Source organism: Marinobacter shunpengi (genome assembly GCF_045449715.1).
Classification (GTDB): domain Bacteria; phylum Pseudomonadota; class Gammaproteobacteria; order Pseudomonadales; family Oleiphilaceae; genus Marinobacter.
In genome coordinates, this window is the sequence record NZ_JBJJLA010000022.1 from 152,737 (window position 1) to 167,988 (window position 15,252).

The window sequence follows — 15,252 nt, forward strand, 5'->3', positions numbered from 1 at the left end:
CGAGCGACGGCAATGACGTGCAAACAGGCCCTGGTACTGTGTTTTACGGTGGCCCCCATGCTTGCGGTTGCGGATAACCTCCGCTTCCAGGTCACCGATGCCGGCAACGGCAAACCGCTGGCCGACGCGGTGATCGTCCTTCCGCTACCGGTGGACGAGACCACCGCGGACGCCCGTATGGTGCAGGAGAACCGCCAGTTCGTCCCCCATGTGATGGTGGTTCCGCCCGGTACCGATGTGGCCTTCCCCAACCGTGATAACACTCAGCACCACGTTTATTCATTTTCCCCGGCGAAGACGTTCGAAATCGAGCTTTATGCCGGCGTACCCGAGGCTCCGGTCAACTTTGGCACCACCGGCGTGGTGGAGCTGGGCTGCAACATCCATGACCAGATGCAGGGCTTCATCCTGGTGACCGACCAGCACCACGGGGTCACCCGTGAACAGGGAGCGGTGTCGCTGGACTGGCCGGACGAACGCCCGCTGCCCGACCAGGTCCGCGTCTGGCATCCCCGGCTGGTGAACAATACCGAACTGGTGGACGTTGCCGTCGACCTGACCGGCAGCGACCCGGTGACCCTGACGCTGAACGTGCGCCCCGAGCCGGAAACGGATTCCTCCCTCCAGCGACTGCAGCAGCGTTTCCGGGAGCTATGACCTGGCGACCTGGCAGTCTCGGGTTCCGTGGCCGCCTGCTGGCGGCCATGCTTTCCCTGGTGGCGGCCACCGCCCTCGCCCTGGGGCTGGTCTTCATGCTCTATCTGCTGGAAGACGAGGAACAGCGGGCCGCCAACAGCCTTGATGTCGCCGCACGGGTCACCACCGAGATCATGGCCGGCCGCGCCGAATTGCTGAGCGGCAGCCTGCAGGTACTGGTGGATGATTTCGGGTTCCGGTCCGCCATTGCCAGCGACAACCAGGCCACCCTGGAAAGTGCCCTCAACAACCATGCCGGTCGCGCTGGTGCCGATATCGCCGTGGTGCTGGATAGCAACGGCAACCCGAAGGCCACCCTGGGCACCGCCGACATCAACCTGGAGGACTTCCTTCCCCGACTGCTGGCAAGGGCCCGGGACCAGGGGCAGGCGGAGCAGATCGTCAGCACCGGCAACAAGGCCCTGCAGATGTTTGTCGTGCCCGTGAGCGGTGCCGGCCTGCGGGCGTGGCTTGTCGCCGGTTTTTCCCTGGACAACGGCTTTGCCCGCCAACTGGCGGAACTGACGGACACCAGCGTGGTGTTCCGCAGCCGCGCCAGCGCCTCCCTGCTGGCCGCGAGCGCCCCCCCGGAACCCTTCACCAGGCTGCCCGAGCCCGGAGACAACGGAGACACGCAGGAAACCCGGGGATTCTTCTTCCGCGCCATCGACCTTGGCCCGGGACAACCATCCCCAGTGCAGGCCATGCTGCTGGTCGACCGTGAGCAGGCCCTGGCCAACTACTATGACCGCGTCACCGATCTGGTCCTCATCCTGTTGATGGCCGCGGCCCTGTCCGGGCTGGTAGTACTGGTGACGGCGCGGGCACTGGGTCGGCCGGTTCTGGATCTGGCACGGCTCGCCACCGCCATTGGCAATGGCGAGCCGGTCACCGAACCCACGCCGCCACGAACCCGCGAATTGCGAACCCTCCAGGGTGCCCTGATCACCATGCAACGCCGGGTCAGGGAGCGGGAGGAACGCATCCGCTTCAACGCCTTCCACGACGAACTCACCGGCCTGACTAACCGCAAGGCCCTGAACGCACAGCTTGAGGAATACCTGCGGAAACGGCGGCCACTGCTGCTGGCCGGTATCACCCTGACCCGGTTCCGGGCCCTCAACGACACCCTCGGGTTCGATTTTGGCGACCAGGCCCTGGGTCTGGCCGCTGACCGGCTCCGTGCCTCCGTGGAGAGCCAGGCCCTGTTACTGAGCCGTTCCGGCGGCAACGAGTTCGTGGTTCTGGCGGACCCCGGAGCGGGTCCGCTGCACACCCTGCTGCCCCGCATTCAGGATGAGCTCCAGGCCGAAGCCACTATCGACGGGACGCCCCTCCACCTGCAGGTGGCTCTGGCGGGCCTGGAAGTCCCCCGGGATGCCGGCACCCTGGACGAAATCCGGCGTCGGTTGCGGCTGACTCTGAAACGGGCCGAACACAGCCCCGGGCAGGTGGCCCTGTACGAACCCGGCGGGGACGAGCACCATCTGCGGGAGCTGACCCTCAGCCAGGACCTGCGCCAGGCCATCGCCACTGGTGGCCTGAACCTCGTGTACCAGCCCAAGATCGACATGAACAGCGTGGGCATTGCCCAGGTGGAAGCCCTGTGCCGCTGGCACCACCCGGAGCTGGGGTTCATCTCACCTGAGGAGTTCATCCTGCTGGCGGAACAGACCGGCCAGATCGGCAACCTGACGCGCTTTATCCTGACCCGGATTGCCCACGACCTGGCGAGCCTGCACGGGGAAGGCCTGTTGATCGGCGCCGCCATCAATCTGTCGGCCCTGGACCTGGGCAATCCGCAACTGACCGACGATGTCCGGCAGGCCTTCGGGGAGCAGGGTATCGACTGCCACTGGCTTACCTTCGAGGTCACCGAAAGTGCGGTGATGTCGGATGCCGCCTCCGCTCACCGCACCCTGGACCAGCTCAGGGCCATGGGTGCGACCCTGTCGGTGGATGACTTCGGTACCGGCTATTCGTCCCTGTCGCAACTGCGCCAGTTGCCGGTACAGGAACTGAAGATCGACAAATCCTTCGTGCTGCGCCTGCACCGGGAACCCCAGGACCAGTTGATCGTCCGCTCCACCCTCGACATGGCCCACGGGCTGGGCCTCACCGTGGTGGCGGAAGGCATCGAGGACCTGGAAAGCTGGCAACTGCTGCAGGACTGGGGCTGCGACAAGGGGCAGGGTTTCTACATGGCACGCCCGATGCCAGCAGCGGACCTTGGTGACTGGGCCCGGACCTTCCGGACCCAGGCCGACACATTGCTTCCGACCACTGGAGATATCTCATGAGAGACCACCCCCGACGCGCCGGACCGACACTGGCCATCGCCGCGGCCCTGACCCTGTCCACATCCGCCATTGCCGACCCCGGCAGCCGGCTCTGGGCCACCGGCGGGGTCACCACCATCGAGGGCAGTGCCGGCGGCGGACTGGTGCCCTGGGCAATGCTGGCGGGCTACGCCAGCGATCGGGAGTGGGGCGGCACGGTCACCCTGTCACAGGCGAAAGTGGACGATTTCACCCTGAATGTCGCCGGTGCCGCCGTGAACTGGCATAACCGGGTCGAAGTCAGCATCGCCCGCCAGACCCTGGACCTGGATACCCTGGGGGCTGCCCTGGGCGAAGACGAGCTGTCCCAGGATATCTTCGGGATCAAGGCACGGCTGTTTGGCGATGTGCTCTACAGTGACTACGGCCAGTGGTCCGTGGGACTGCAACACAAGCGCCAGCGGGACTTCGACATACCGGAGGCCGTGGGTGCCAGGGATGACCGTGGCACCGATGTCTACCTGTCTGCCAGCAAGCTGTTCTTTGCCGCGGTGTTCGACCGCAACCTGCTGTTGAACGCCACCGTGCGGGGCACCAAAGCCAACCAGGGTGGGTTGCTGGGCTTTGGCGGTGACCGCAACGACGACTACGAGGCCATGCTGGAAACCAGCGCCGGTGTACTCCTGAACCGGCGCTGGATCATAGGTGCCGAGTACCGGCAGAAGCCGGATAACCTGGGCTTCGCTACCGAGGACGACTGGTGGGACATCTTCATCGTCTGGGTGCCGGACCGGCGCCTGGCCATCACTGCCGCCTGGACCAACCTGGGCGACATCGCCGGCCTTGAGGACCAGCGGGGCCCCTACCTTTCGCTGCAGGGCAGTTTCTGAGGAGTTCCACGATGACACTGAGAACGGGCACGATCATCCTGCTGACCACCCTGGCACTGCTTACCGGATGCGCCACCCGCGATTCCCTGTCCGGGGATACCCTCTACCAGGACCTGGGCGAGCGCGCTGGCATTGCCGATATCGTGGAGGACCTGCTGCACCGTATCGTCGAGGACGAACGCATTGCCTTCCAGTTCAAGGGCATCGATGTGGTTCAGTTCCACACCAACCTCACGGACCAGATCTGCGAGATCAGCGGCGGCCCCTGCACCTACGGAGGACGCCCGATGACCGAGGTACACACGGACATGAACGTGACCGAAACCCAGTTCAATGCCCTGGCGGAGCAACTGGTGCTGGCCATGGAGGACAACGGTATCAGCACCGGCGCCCAGAACCGGCTCCTCAAGCGGCTGGTGGAGCTGCACCCACAGATCACCCACCGCTAGGTGAACGGCGCGCTTGGCGTGGGTGACAACTGGCGTTAACCTTGTTGGCCTTCAACCCACTGAATTTCCTTCTGACCGGAGAACCCCTCAATGGACAATCCCGATCTCGGCAAACTGATCCTCCGCCTGACCCTTGGCGGCCTGCTACTGTTCCATGGCATCAGCAAGCTGCTCAACGGCGTCGGATTCATTGAGGGTCAACTGGCCAGCCATGGCATTCCGGCGTTCTTCGCCTATGGTGTATTCATTGGGGAACTGTTGGCGCCCCTGATGGTTATCCTGGGCTACCAGACCCGCATCGGGGCCCTGATCATTGTCTTCAACATGCTGGTGGCCATCGCTCTGGTCCACACCCATGAGTTGATGAAGCTCGGTGGCAACGGCGGCTGGGCACTGGAACTGCAGGGCTTTTTCCTGTTCACCGCGCTGGCGCTGATCTTCCTGGGACCAGGCCGCTACAAGCTGAAGAACTGAGGTACCACCATGACCCGGCACGTGCTCCCCGGTCGCTACCGGCACTACAAGGGCAAGGACTACGAAGTCATCGGTACGGCCCGCCATAGCGAAACCGAGGAATGGCTGGTGGTCTACCGCTGCCTGTACGGCGACTACAGCCTTTGGGTTCGCCCCCTGGAGATGTTCAACGAATCGGTGGAAGTGGCCGGCGAGCAGGTGCCCCGCTTTACCCGCATCAGTGACTGACCCATAAGTCATTGATGCATCGTGCCCGGGTGTCCCAGACCCCGGGCATTTTTGACTCCACGGCCCGTTTCCTGCACATTAGCGCCCCTTCAAAACCTGACCAATCTGTAATCACCCGTGCACAAGGCCCCACAAGGGCCACTGCTAACCATCGGAGTCTTACCATGAACGCCGTTGTCGCTGCGGTAATCGTCATGCTCGTATTGAGCCTGCTTCGCATCCACGTTGTCGTTGCCCTGATCATTGGCGCCCTTGTCGGCGGCCTGCTGGGCGGCCTGTCCCTGGACGCCACCATCGAAGCCTTCAACAACGGACTGGGTGGCGGTGCCACCGTGGCCCTGTCCTACGCCACCCTCGGTGCCTTTGCCGTGGCCATCGGAAAGTCCGGCCTGGCCCATGCCCTGGCGGACAAGGCATTGGCGCTGGTGGGCAACCAGGACGCCGGTGACTCCTCCGCCGCGGCCAACAAGGGGGTGCGCTTCCTGATTATCGGCCTGTTGCTGGCGGTGGCCCTGTCCTCCCAGAACATCCTGCCGATCCACATCGCCTTTATCCCGCTGATCGTACCGCCGCTGCTGTATGTGATGGCAAAGCTTAAACTGGACCGGCGTCTGGTGGCCTGTGTGCTGACTTTCGGCCTGATCACCCCCTACATGTTCCTGCCGGTGGGCTTCGGCGGCATCTACCTGAACGAGATCCTGATGGCCAATGTGGCGGACAATGGCATCACCATCGAGGGCCTGAGTGTGATCAAGGCCATGGCCCTGCCCGCCCTGGGCATGCTGGTGGGTCTTCTCGTGGCGGTCTTCTTCAGCTACCGGGGTGACCGCCACTACGACCTGTCGCTGATCGAGCAGACCGAACGGGTGGACACCCACTACAACAGCTGGACCCTGTTCATGGCCCTGATGGCCATCGTCGCGGCCTTTGTGGTCCAGCTCTGGCTTGGCTCCATGATCCTGGGGGCGCTGACCGGCTTCGTGCTGTTCAACCTGTCCGGCGTGGTGCGGTGGAAGGAATCCGATGACCTGTTCACCGAAGGCATGAAGATGCTGGCCATGATCGGCTTCATCATGATCGCCGCCAACGGCTTTGCGGAAGTGATGCGGGAAACCGGCGACATCGCCAGCCTGGTACAGGGCTCCGTCGAGGCCATCGGTGACAACCGGGCCATGGCGGCCTTCCTGATGCTGGTGGTGGGCCTGCTGATCACCATGGGCATCGGCTCGTCCTTCTCCACCATTCCCATCATCGCCGCCCTCTATGTACCCCTGGCCCTGGAACTGGGCTTCAGCCCCCTGGCCATTGTCGCCCTGGTGGGCACCGCCGGCGCCCTGGGGGATGCAGGCTCACCCGCCTCCGACTCCACCCTCGGCCCCACTGCCGGCCTCAACGTGGACGGCCAGCACAACCACATCTGGGACACCGTGGTACCCACCTTCCTGCACTACAACCTGCCGTTACTGGTGTTTGGTTGGCTGGCGGCGATGGTGCTGTAACCAGCGGACCAGGGGGTAGTAAGGCTTAGGCGGGTTGGTTTCAAAACGAAAGGGTCCGGGTGGGGATTCCGAAACAGTCAGAAAAACAACCGTTTTTCGTTTAGGAACCCCCACCCGGACCCTTGAGCCCCCAGAGTTTGCAGGCTACAAAAGCAACCACGTAGCCCAGAAAATCAATCCTCAGAGCGGGACTTGAAAAACACCACCTGCTTGACGGTGTGGTCCTCCTCATTGTCACGCTTGTTCACCCGGGTCTCCAGCTCCCCATTACCGGAGGGGCCATCGCCCCCCTGGCTGTCGGTGAAGCCGCAGGAGACACACTCCCGGTGCTGAACGCCGTCGTCATCAGTGAACATGGTCAGCCGGTCCATGGCCGCGCACCGGGGGCACACAGCCCCGGCGATGAAGCGTTTCGGTGTACGGGCCATTATCTGACTCCTCAGGCTGCGTGCTCGTGGTCGGTGATGCCGGACTGGCGGAGCAGGGCATCCACGTCCGGTTCACGGCCCCGGAAAGCCTTGAACAGTTCCGCCGGCTCCCGGGAGCCGCCCATTTCCAGGATGTTCTCCCGGAAGGACTGGCCGGTCTGCGGATCGAAGATGCCATTCTCCTCGAACAGCGAGAAGGCGTCCGCCGCCAGCACTTCCGCCCACTTGTAGCTGTAGTAGCCCGCCGCATAGCCACCGGCAAAGATGTGGGAAAAGCCATTGGGGAAGCGGTTGAACTCGGGGCTCTCGATCACCGCAATGTCCTTACGGACTTCCCGGTGCATGTCCAGTGGATTGGTGGGGGCTGCCTCGGTGAATTCCGCGTGCAGGCGGAAATCGAACAGGGAGAACTCCAGTTGGCGGACCATCTGCATGCCGGCCTGGAAGTTCTTGGCCGCCAGCATCTTGTCCAGAAGGTCCTGGGGTAGCGGTTCGCCGGTCTCGTGATGGCTGGCGATCAGGGCCAGGGAGTCCGGGTTCCAGCACCAGTTCTCCAGGAACTGGCTGGGCAGTTCCACTGCATCCCAGGCCACACCGTTGATACCAGACACATCCGCCACATCCACCTGGGTCAGCATATGGTGCAGGCCATGGCCGAACTCGTGGAACAGGGTGGTCACCTCGTCGTGGGTCAGCAGTGACGGCTTGCCTTCCACCGGCGGCGTGAAGTTGCAGGTCAGGAAGGCCACCGGCAGTTGCAGGGTGCCACGCTGGTTCTTCCAGCGTACCCGGCAGTCGGCCATCCAGGCGCCGCCACGTTTGCCCTGGCGGGCGAAGGGATCCAGGTAGAACCAGGCGATCTCTTCACCATCGCGGGAGATGCGATAGGCGGTGGCGTCCTTGTGCCAGGTTTCCACTTCGGGCCGATGCTCGATCTGCACACCAAACAGCTTCTCGGTGACCTGGAACATGCCGGAGATGACACGCTCCGCCGGGAACCAGGGACGCAGGGTTTCCGGGGAAATATCGTAACGCCTCTGGCGCAGTTTCTCGCTGTAGTAGCCGATGTCCCAGGCCTGCAGGTCCTCAACGCCGTACTCCTCCCTGACGAAGGCCTTCAGTTCGGCCACTTCCTGCTCCGCCACCGGCTTGGACTTGGCGGCGAGCTGGTTCAGGAAGTCCATGACTTCGCCGACGCTGGAGGCCATCTTGGTGGCCAGGGAGCGCTCAGCGTAGCTGTTGAAACCCAACAGTTTGGACTGGGCATGCCGACGCTTGAGAATCTCCGCCATGATCGGGGTGTTGTCCCATTTGCCGCCGTCGGGCCCCACATCGGAGGCGCGGGTGACGAAGGCTTCGTAGACTTCCCGGCGCAGCTCCCGGTTATCGCAGTAGGTCATGACCGGAAAGAAGCTGGGGAAATCCAGGGTGATCACGAACCCGTCCAGCTCTTTCTGTTTGGCGGCCTGACGGGCGCCGTCCAGGGCCGATTCGGGCACGCCGGCGAGTTCGCTCTCGTCGGTGATGTGCTTGTACCAGTGCTGAGTGGCATCCAGTACGTTGTCGCTGAAGCGGCTGGACAGGTCCGCCAGCTCCCGGGACAGGTTAGCGAAGGTTTTCTTCTTGTCCTCGGGCAGGTCGACGCCCCCCAGGCGGAAGTCCCGCAGGGTGTTGTTGACCATCTTGCGCTGGGCCTCACTGAGGTCCTGGAAATCCGAACGTTCGGCCACTCTCTTGAAGGCGGCGCAGAGTTGCTCGTTCTGGCTGATCTCGGTGCCATACTCAGTGAGCTTTTCCAGGCAGCGCTTATGGACGGCCCGGATGTCGTCGTTATTCATCACGCCATTGAGGTGTGAGATTACCGAGAAGGCGTTGTTGAGGCGGTCGTCCAGCGACTGCATGGGCTGTACCAGGGTGTCCCAACTGGGATCTTCCTGGGCCGCCAGATCCTGGATCTGCACGCGGTTGTCGCTGAGGATCTGGTCAATGGCGGGCTCCATGTGTTCGGTCCGGATGTGGTCGAACCTGGGGAGCAGGTCGTCGGTGAGCAGTGGGTTGTTCATTTGGCCTCGTCTCAGCTGATTGTCCAGAAGGTTACCTGGCCTGATAGATTGGTGCCTGACAGGCGTTGGGGATATTTTCTCCGCTGCAATTCACGGCCCCTCCCTGGACCGACCTTGCACCGCACCATCCATGGCGCTGCTACGAAAACATCCCCAACACCTGTCTACCAACCTCCGTGGGTCCGTAAGGGAGCAACGGCCAGGTTCTGATAGTGTCGATCACCGTGTAATCTGTGAAGATAACGGTATGCAAATCTCTTGGCTAATAGGTGTATGTAATGGCGAACATACGTTCTCACAAGGGCTACACCCCAAAATTCGGTAAACGGGCCTGGGTGGATGAGTCGGCGGTGGTGATCGGCGATGTGGAAATGGGCGACGACTGCTCGGTCTGGCCCATGACCGTGGTGCGGGGTGACATGCACCGCATCCGCATCGGCGACCGCTGCAGCATCCAGGACGGCACGGTGATCCACATCACCCACGCCTCCGACTTCAACCCCGGCGGCTGGCCCACGACTCTGGGCGATGACGTCACCGTCGGCCACAAGGCCCTGATCCACGGCGCAACGGTCGGCAGCCGTGTGCTGGTGGGCATGGGGGCGATCATCATGGACGGTGCCGTGGTCGAGGATGAAGTCATCATCGCCGCTGGCTGTCTGGTGCCGCCGGGCAAAACCCTGGAGTCCGGCCATCTCTATGTCGGCTCGCCATGCAAGAAATCGCGGGCACTGACCGATAACGAGAAGACGTTCTTCAAATATACAGCCGCCAACTACGTCAAACTTAAAGACGACTACCTGGCTGAGCAATGACGGCGTTTTCCCGGCTGTCTGACGGGTATGGTGGTCGGGGGTGTTTACGTAGCAGCGACAGGATGTCGCGGAGCAAGGTCGGTCCAGGGATGGACCGTGAATTGCGGCGGAGAAAACACCCCCGACCACCATACCCTGCCCCCGAACCCCCAAACCTCAACCAACCTGACCCAGATCAAAATTCAACCACCGGCCCTCTTGAAAAACCCCAATCCGCTCCTAAATTCGATAACAGCAGAAGTTCACGGAGTAACCATCCGGCTGGCGCCACCGTGATGGAGCTGTTCCGAGACTGAAGCTGAATCAAAACATCGTATTCAGGTTCACAGGAGGAGTTTCATTATGAGCAACCTTACCCGTTGGAATCCGGTCAGCGAATTTGAAGACCTGATCAACCGTTACAACCGCTACTTTGGTCTGCCCACCGCCGGCAATGGCGAACGGGAGGGCAAGGATCTGTTCCGCCGTAACGACTGGGCCCCGGCCGTCGACATCAAGGAAACGAAGGAAGCCTTCGTGATCGATGCCGAACTGCCGGGCATGAAGAAGGAAGACGTGAAAGTCACCGTCCACGACGGCGTGCTGGCAATCCAGGGTGAACGCAGGAAAGAAGAAGAGACCAGCGACGACAGGCAACACCGTGTCGAAAGGGTCTACGGCAGCTTCCTGCGCCGCTTCACCCTACCAGACAACGTGGACGAGGGCAGCATCAGGGCCGAGTTCAAGGATGGGATCCTGTCACTGACCCTGACCAAGGTGGAACCGGCCGAACCCAAGGCCATCGAGGTGGAAGTCCACTGATCGTTCCACCTCGCCTGCCACCTCCTTCGTGGAGCTCGGCGGCTGGGCTGGCTGTTACGCCAGTTCAGCCGCTTTTTTTGCGCCGGCTGCTTTCAGGGCATCAGCGTAGGCCGTCATGCGCTTGTGACGGGAAACGTGATCGAGGATGGTCTCGCCCTGACTGTCCTTTGCGTTCAGATCCCGGCCTGCTTCCACGAAGAACCGGATAAAACGCTCGAAATCCTCGGCGCGCATGGCCTCGTAGGCGGTGATCAGGACATAGTGATCCGGGTTGAGCCGGGCGTCATAGGGACTGATCAGCAGGAAGCTCTTGACCCGCTCGTCGCTCCATTCCTCTCCGATGACTTTCGGTTTTTCAGGTCCGCTCATGATCTCTCTCGTTATAAAGCTGCCAGGAAAATAGGGCCAAACAGTATAACGACCCTCCGGCCCCCTGACCTAGATGAATTGTCTATTAGGATATAGGAGTCGGCGCGATTTCTACCACGCAGACTCCTGGTGCCCCGAACGGTCAGGGCAGCACCTCGACCGGCAGGTCTTCGGTGGGAGCCGAATCCTGACAGCCCGGGTCGCGGATGGCAATCTCCACCCGACGGTTGAGGGCGCGATTCTCCGGGGTGGTGTTTGGCGCCAGGGGCTGGGTTTCCGCCCGGCCGGCGGCAATCACCCGATCCGCCGGAATCTGGCGGTTCATCACCAGCTCATGGACCACGGATACCGCCCGGGCCGCCGACAGGTCCCAGTTGGATCGGAATCGGCTGCTGGTGATGGGCACATCGTCGGTGTAACCCGCCACGATGATATCGCCACTACACTGGGACAGGACACCCACCACCCGGTCGATGATCGGCAGCATCCGGGGCTTGATCTCCGCCTCCCCGGAATTGAAGGTAGCCTGCTCTGAGAACCGGATGACCACCTGTTGTGGATCATAGTTGACGCTCAGGGACTCATCGGCCACCTGGTCCTCCAGTTCGGCGATCAGGCGGGAGGAAAGATCCACGATGCCCTCGGGCACCTGCGTCACATCCGGCGCCGCACCACGGTCATCGATGAACTCCGCCTCCTCCCGGGGAGAATCCGGCGGTTCCGGCAGCGATACCGTATCCGACTCGATCATGGTCAGCGGTGAACCACCGATATCCTCCGCCACCACATTGGCGCTGCCGAACGCCACCGCCATGGACTGGGCCATGGCCTTGTACTTGTTCAGGTCCATCTCGGCAAACGACAGAAGCAGGATAAAGAAGGTGAGCAGCAGGGTCGCCAGGTCCGCAAAGGTGACGATCCAGGAGGGCGCGCCGCCCTTGTGGCGCACACGGGTACGACGGGTCAGAACCGGAGATGCCAACGGTCAGGCCTCCTGGCCCGCTTCCGGCGACTGGCGCTGATCCGGGCTGACGAAGGACGACAGGATCTCGGAGATCACCCGCGGATTCTGGCCCCGCAGGATGTTCTGGATGCTGGTGACGATCAGCACCTGGTTGCGGCGCTCGTCCTCTGCCTTCAACTGCAGCTTGTCCGCCAGGGGCAGGGCAATCAACTGGGCCAGGAAGGCGCCGTAGAGGGTGGTCAGCAGGGCGATGGCCATGGCCGGCCCGATGGAAGAGGGATCATCCAGGGTATTGAGCATCTGCACCAGGCCCACCAGGGTGCCCAGCATGCCGATGGCGGGCGCCGACTCGCCGATGCCCCGGAAGACCCGCTCGGCCACTTCGTAACGCTCGCTCATCTGCTGGATGTCCTGGGCGAGGGTTTCCTCCACCATTTCCGGCGGATGACCGTCCACGCACAGGTTGATGGCCTTGCGCAGGAACTCGTTATCGGTTTCGTGGCTCTCCAGCCCCAGGATGCCGTCCTTGCGGACCACCCGGGCCAGCTCACTGACCTCGAGGATCAGGTCGCTGGGGCGGTCCAGGCGGTCGGTGAAGGCGGTTTTCAGGGCCAGCTTGACGGAGCTGGTCACCGTAGCCATACGGAACCTCACCAGGGTGACCGCCAGGGTGCCGCCCAGGACGATCGCCAGACCGGGAAGGTTGAGAAAGGTCAATACGGTGGCGTTGGCCAGCATGGCAATAATGACAATCGCCACCCCCGCCACCAGCCCGACCAGGGTAAGAATATCCATGCAGTGTCCCGTCCGGGTAATTCGTTAACCGACTGCGCCACTGAGGGCCTGACGGCCTTATGACGACTACTCACACTGCCCACAGCATAGCCCAGTTTGGTGGGTCAGGTTACCACCGGCTTGCCAAACAGTGACATACCTCAGTGTTTGCGCAGTTCCTCCATCACCGGCGCGGTCCGCGGGCGCACCCCCCGCCAGAGTCGGAACGACTCCGCTGCCTGTTCCACCAGCATGCCCAGGCCATCCAGGATGCGGCCGGCGCCGTTCTCCGACGCCCACTGGTTGAAGGTGGTCATGCCCGGCGAGTACATCATGTCGTACACCACCGTATCCGGCGTCACAATGTCCGTGGACACTGGCGGCAGGTCGCCCTGAAGGCTGGCGCTGGTGCCATTGATAACCACGTCAAAGGCACCGGCCACGTCAGAAAAACCGGTGGCGGAAAGCCGGGTATCGCCGGCCTCGTCCGCAAACAGCTCCACCAGCGCCCCGGCCTTCGCCACCGTGCGGTTGGCAATCACCAGTTCCCCCGGCTGTACCGCCAGGATCGGGCCCAGCACACCGCGAACCGCGCCACCGGCCCCCAGGACCAGTATTCGCTTGCCGGTGAGGCTGACGCCGGCGTTAACGGTCAGGTCCGTGACCAGCCCGATGCCGTCGGTATTGTCCGCCACCAGTCCACCGTCGGCCTCCTGGTAGAGGGTGTTGCTGGCCCCGGCCTTCTCGGCCCGCTCGCTGCGCCGGTCCGCCATATCCCAGGCCTGCTCCTTGAAGGGCACCGTGACATTCAGGCCCTGGCCGCCCTTGGCGAAGAAGTCCCGCACAGTCGCCGCAAAGTCCTCCAGCGGCGCCTGGATGGCGGTGTATTCCATTGCCTGGCCGGTCTGGGCAGCGAACAGGCTGTGGATGCGGGGGGACTTGCTGTGGCTGATGGGGTTGCCCACCACGGCGTACAGGTCATTGTGCATCGTCGTCCTCCAGCCAGTTGCGTCCGGTCAGGAAATGCTCGGTCAGCCGCGCTTCCCCGGAGCCGGGTTCCGGCACCCGGTTATAGTCCCAGCGCACCAGCGGTGGCAGGGACATCAGGATGGACTCGGTGCGACCGCCGGACTGCAGCCCGAACAGGGTGCCACGATCGTAGACCAGGTTGAACTCCACGTAGCGGCCCCGGCGGTAGAGCTGGAATTCCCGCTCCCGCTCGCCCCAGGGCAGATCCTTGCGGCGCGCCACAATGGGCTCGTAGGCGGCAATGAAACTGGAACCCACGGACTGCATCAGGCCGAAGTCGTCCGCGAAGTTGCCGGTGTTGTGGTCGTCGAAGAACAGGCCGCCGATGCCCCGGGGTTCCTGCCGGTGCTTGAGGTAGAAGTACTCGTCACACCACTGCTTGTAGCGCGGGTAGAGATCGGACCCGAAGGGCAGGCAGGCATTGCGGGCGGTGTCATGCCAGTGGCGGCAGTCCTCGTCGAAACCGTAGTAGGGTGTCAGGTCATAGCCGCCCCCGAACCACCACACCGGGTCACTGTCTTTCGGGGTGGCGATAAAGAACCGCACATTGGCGTGGGACGTGGGCACGTAGGGGTTCTTCGGATGCATCACCAGGGATACGCCCATGGCCTGCCAGGGCGCACCGGCCAGGTGCGGACGGTGGGCCGTGGCGGAGGGCGGCATCTGCTCCCCCATCACCCGGGAGAAGTTCACGCCGCCCTTCTCGAACACGGCGCCCTCGGTGATCACCCGGCTGATGCCTCCGCCGCCTTCCGGTCGGTCCCAGGCATCGGTGACAAAACTCGCCTTGCCGTCCAGGGCCTCCAGTCGCTCGCAGATGGTGTCCTGCAGGTTCAGCAGGTACTGCCGGACCGCTTCGGAATCCGGCGTGGCGGGATCGGTCATCGGGCCTCCTATCTCAGCTTGCGGCCAGTGGTGATATCGATAATGGTGCTGGGCTGGCGGGACTCGCCCAGGCTTCCGGACACCATCAGGTCAATGCCATCCGGGAAGTAGCGCCGCACCTGCCAGGGCGACCGGGCCGGCTCTCGACCGGCCGGGTTGCAGGAGGTGGACACCAGCGGCATGCCCGCCAGCCGGCAAAGTTGCTGTACCAGAGGGTGGGCGCTGACCCGCACGGCAATGGTGTCATGGTCGCCCCGCACCCAGTCGGGGATCCGACGGTGCACATCCGGCACCACGCAGGTGACCGGGCCGGGCCAGTGCTGCTGGGCCCGTTCGCGCACCTCGGCCGGCAGCGGGTCCAGCAGGAAATCAATCTGCTGCACTGAGGCTGCCACCAGGATCAGGCCCTTGTGCATGGGTCGTTGCTTGAGGGCGAGTATGGCGTCGACGGCGAACTCGCTCCAGGGATTGCACCCCAGGCCCCACACTGCCTCGGTGGGATAGGCGATCACGCCCTGCCCGTCCAGCACCTGGCAGAGCCGCTGGCGGGACCAGTTTGTGGCAAGGTTGATGGCTGTTGTCATGACGCTCCGCAGACTCTCACAACGG

The 15,252-nt window shown here is 63.2% G+C and carries 17 protein-coding genes; 9 read left to right on the forward strand and 8 right to left on the reverse strand.

Annotated features, from left to right (window positions below; all coding sequences use genetic code 11):
• Positions 1-12: 12 nt before the first annotated feature.
• From ACJO3T_RS16340 to ACJO3T_RS16370, 7 genes are all read left to right on the forward strand, one after another.
• Positions 13-657, forward strand: coding sequence for a methylamine utilization protein (locus ACJO3T_RS16340; RefSeq protein WP_406979158.1), 645 nt, complete (start codon positions 13-15; stop codon positions 655-657).
• Positions 654-2,996 (forward strand): bifunctional diguanylate cyclase/phosphodiesterase, encoded by a 2,343-nt coding sequence (locus tag ACJO3T_RS16345; RefSeq protein ID WP_406979160.1) that lies wholly within the window; start codon positions 654-656, stop codon positions 2,994-2,996. The genes ACJO3T_RS16340 and ACJO3T_RS16345 overlap by 4 nt, the downstream gene beginning before the upstream one ends.
• The gene (locus ACJO3T_RS16350) at positions 2,993-3,865 is read left to right on the forward strand and encodes a DUF3034 family protein (protein WP_406979161.1); all 873 of its coding nucleotides are present in this window, start codon (positions 2,993-2,995) and stop codon (positions 3,863-3,865) included. Before ACJO3T_RS16345 ends, ACJO3T_RS16350 begins: the two co-directional genes overlap by 4 nt.
• An 11-nt stretch (positions 3,866-3,876) precedes the next feature.
• Positions 3,877-4,314 carry a group I truncated hemoglobin gene (locus ACJO3T_RS16355; protein WP_406962616.1) on the forward strand — a complete coding sequence of 146 codons (438 nt, stop codon included), beginning with the start codon at positions 3,877-3,879 and terminating at the stop codon, positions 4,312-4,314.
• Between the two features lie 90 nt (positions 4,315-4,404).
• Positions 4,405-4,788 carry a DoxX family protein gene (locus ACJO3T_RS16360; RefSeq protein WP_406962615.1) on the forward strand — a complete coding sequence of 128 codons (384 nt, stop codon included), beginning with the start codon at positions 4,405-4,407 and terminating at the stop codon, positions 4,786-4,788.
• Positions 4,789-4,797: 9 nt separating this feature from the next.
• Positions 4,798-5,016 carry a DUF1653 domain-containing protein gene (locus ACJO3T_RS16365; RefSeq protein WP_406962614.1) on the forward strand — a complete coding sequence of 73 codons (219 nt, stop codon included), beginning with the start codon at positions 4,798-4,800 and terminating at the stop codon, positions 5,014-5,016.
• Between the two features lie 164 nt (positions 5,017-5,180).
• Positions 5,181-6,515 (forward strand): Na+/H+ antiporter family protein, encoded by a 1,335-nt coding sequence (locus ACJO3T_RS16370; RefSeq protein WP_406962612.1) that lies wholly within the window; start codon positions 5,181-5,183, stop codon positions 6,513-6,515.
• Positions 6,516-6,688: 173 nt separating this feature from the next.
• Here the strand turns inward: ACJO3T_RS16370 and ACJO3T_RS16375 are convergent, their stop codons facing one another.
• Together ACJO3T_RS16375 and prlC are read right to left on the reverse strand one after the other, a co-directional pair.
• Complete coding sequence (locus ACJO3T_RS16375) at positions 6,689-6,943, reverse strand: YheV family putative zinc ribbon protein (protein WP_406962610.1); 255 nt, start codon at positions 6,941-6,943, stop codon at positions 6,689-6,691.
• Positions 6,944-6,954: 11 nt separating this feature from the next.
• A complete protein-coding gene (gene prlC, locus ACJO3T_RS16380) occupies positions 6,955-9,006 on the reverse strand; it encodes an oligopeptidase A (RefSeq protein ID WP_406979162.1) in 2,052 nt (683 codons plus the stop codon).
• Between the two features lie 278 nt (positions 9,007-9,284).
• Between prlC and ACJO3T_RS16385 the strand changes: the two genes are divergently transcribed.
• Positions 9,285-9,821, forward strand: a complete 537-nt coding sequence (locus ACJO3T_RS16385; protein ID WP_406979163.1) for a gamma carbonic anhydrase family protein — start codon at positions 9,285-9,287, stop codon at positions 9,819-9,821.
• A 342-nt stretch (positions 9,822-10,163) separates the two neighbouring features.
• The gene (locus tag ACJO3T_RS16390; RefSeq protein ID WP_406979164.1) at positions 10,164-10,622 is read left to right on the forward strand and encodes an Hsp20/alpha crystallin family protein; all 459 of its coding nucleotides are present in this window, start codon (positions 10,164-10,166) and stop codon (positions 10,620-10,622) included.
• Positions 10,623-10,676: 54 nt separating this feature from the next.
• On the opposite strand, the gene ACJO3T_RS16395 is transcribed toward ACJO3T_RS16390, so the two are convergent.
• From ACJO3T_RS16395 to tsaC, 6 genes are all read right to left on the reverse strand, one after another.
• Entirely contained in the window at positions 10,677-10,991 is a 315-nt protein-coding gene (locus ACJO3T_RS16395) for a PA4642 family protein (RefSeq protein WP_406962603.1), read from the reverse strand.
• A gap of 142 nt (positions 10,992-11,133) precedes the next feature.
• Positions 11,134-11,973, reverse strand: a complete 840-nt coding sequence (locus ACJO3T_RS16400; protein ID WP_406979165.1) for a flagellar motor protein MotB — start codon at positions 11,971-11,973, stop codon at positions 11,134-11,136.
• Between the two features lie 3 nt (positions 11,974-11,976).
• Positions 11,977-12,750, reverse strand: coding sequence for a MotA/TolQ/ExbB proton channel family protein (locus ACJO3T_RS16405; protein WP_406962600.1), 774 nt, complete (start codon positions 12,748-12,750; stop codon positions 11,977-11,979).
• A gap of 140 nt (positions 12,751-12,890) precedes the next feature.
• Entirely contained in the window at positions 12,891-13,718 is an 828-nt protein-coding gene (aroE, locus tag ACJO3T_RS16410; RefSeq protein ID WP_406979166.1) for a shikimate dehydrogenase, read from the reverse strand.
• Entirely contained in the window at positions 13,708-14,643 is a 936-nt protein-coding gene (hemF, locus tag ACJO3T_RS16415) for an oxygen-dependent coproporphyrinogen oxidase (protein ID WP_406979167.1), read from the reverse strand. Before hemF ends, aroE begins: the two co-directional genes overlap by 11 nt.
• 8 nt (positions 14,644-14,651) lie before the next feature.
• Complete coding sequence (gene tsaC, locus ACJO3T_RS16420; protein WP_406962594.1) at positions 14,652-15,227, reverse strand: L-threonylcarbamoyladenylate synthase type 1 TsaC; 576 nt, start codon at positions 15,225-15,227, stop codon at positions 14,652-14,654.
• Between the last annotated feature and the right edge of the window lie 25 nt (positions 15,228-15,252).

Coding starts and splice junctions, on each gene's coding strand:
- ACJO3T_RS16375 (WP_406962610.1), bottom strand. CDS start 6,943: ATGGCCCGTACACCGAAACGCTTCATCGCCGGGGCTGTGTGCCCCCGG.
- prlC (WP_406979162.1), bottom strand. CDS start 9,006: ATGAACAACCCACTGCTCACCGACGACCTGCTCCCCAGGTTCGACCAC.
- ACJO3T_RS16360 (WP_406962615.1), top strand. CDS start 4,405: ATGGACAATCCCGATCTCGGCAAACTGATCCTCCGCCTGACCCTTGGC.
- ACJO3T_RS16355 (WP_406962616.1), top strand. CDS start 3,877: ATGACACTGAGAACGGGCACGATCATCCTGCTGACCACCCTGGCACTG.
- ACJO3T_RS16345 (WP_406979160.1), top strand. CDS start 654: ATGACCTGGCGACCTGGCAGTCTCGGGTTCCGTGGCCGCCTGCTGGCG.
- ACJO3T_RS16370 (WP_406962612.1), top strand. CDS start 5,181: ATGAACGCCGTTGTCGCTGCGGTAATCGTCATGCTCGTATTGAGCCTG.
- ACJO3T_RS16395 (WP_406962603.1), bottom strand. CDS start 10,991: ATGAGCGGACCTGAAAAACCGAAAGTCATCGGAGAGGAATGGAGCGAC.
- ACJO3T_RS16350 (WP_406979161.1), top strand. CDS start 2,993: ATGAGAGACCACCCCCGACGCGCCGGACCGACACTGGCCATCGCCGCG.
- aroE (WP_406979166.1), bottom strand. CDS start 13,718: ATGCACAATGACCTGTACGCCGTGGTGGGCAACCCCATCAGCCACAGC.
- ACJO3T_RS16365 (WP_406962614.1), top strand. CDS start 4,798: ATGACCCGGCACGTGCTCCCCGGTCGCTACCGGCACTACAAGGGCAAG.
- ACJO3T_RS16340 (WP_406979158.1), top strand. CDS start 13: ATGACGTGCAAACAGGCCCTGGTACTGTGTTTTACGGTGGCCCCCATG.
- hemF (WP_406979167.1), bottom strand. CDS start 14,643: ATGACCGATCCCGCCACGCCGGATTCCGAAGCGGTCCGGCAGTACCTG.
- tsaC (WP_406962594.1), bottom strand. CDS start 15,227: ATGACAACAGCCATCAACCTTGCCACAAACTGGTCCCGCCAGCGGCTC.
- ACJO3T_RS16385 (WP_406979163.1), top strand. CDS start 9,285: ATGGCGAACATACGTTCTCACAAGGGCTACACCCCAAAATTCGGTAAA.
- ACJO3T_RS16390 (WP_406979164.1), top strand. CDS start 10,164: ATGAGCAACCTTACCCGTTGGAATCCGGTCAGCGAATTTGAAGACCTG.
- ACJO3T_RS16405 (WP_406962600.1), bottom strand. CDS start 12,750: ATGGATATTCTTACCCTGGTCGGGCTGGTGGCGGGGGTGGCGATTGTC.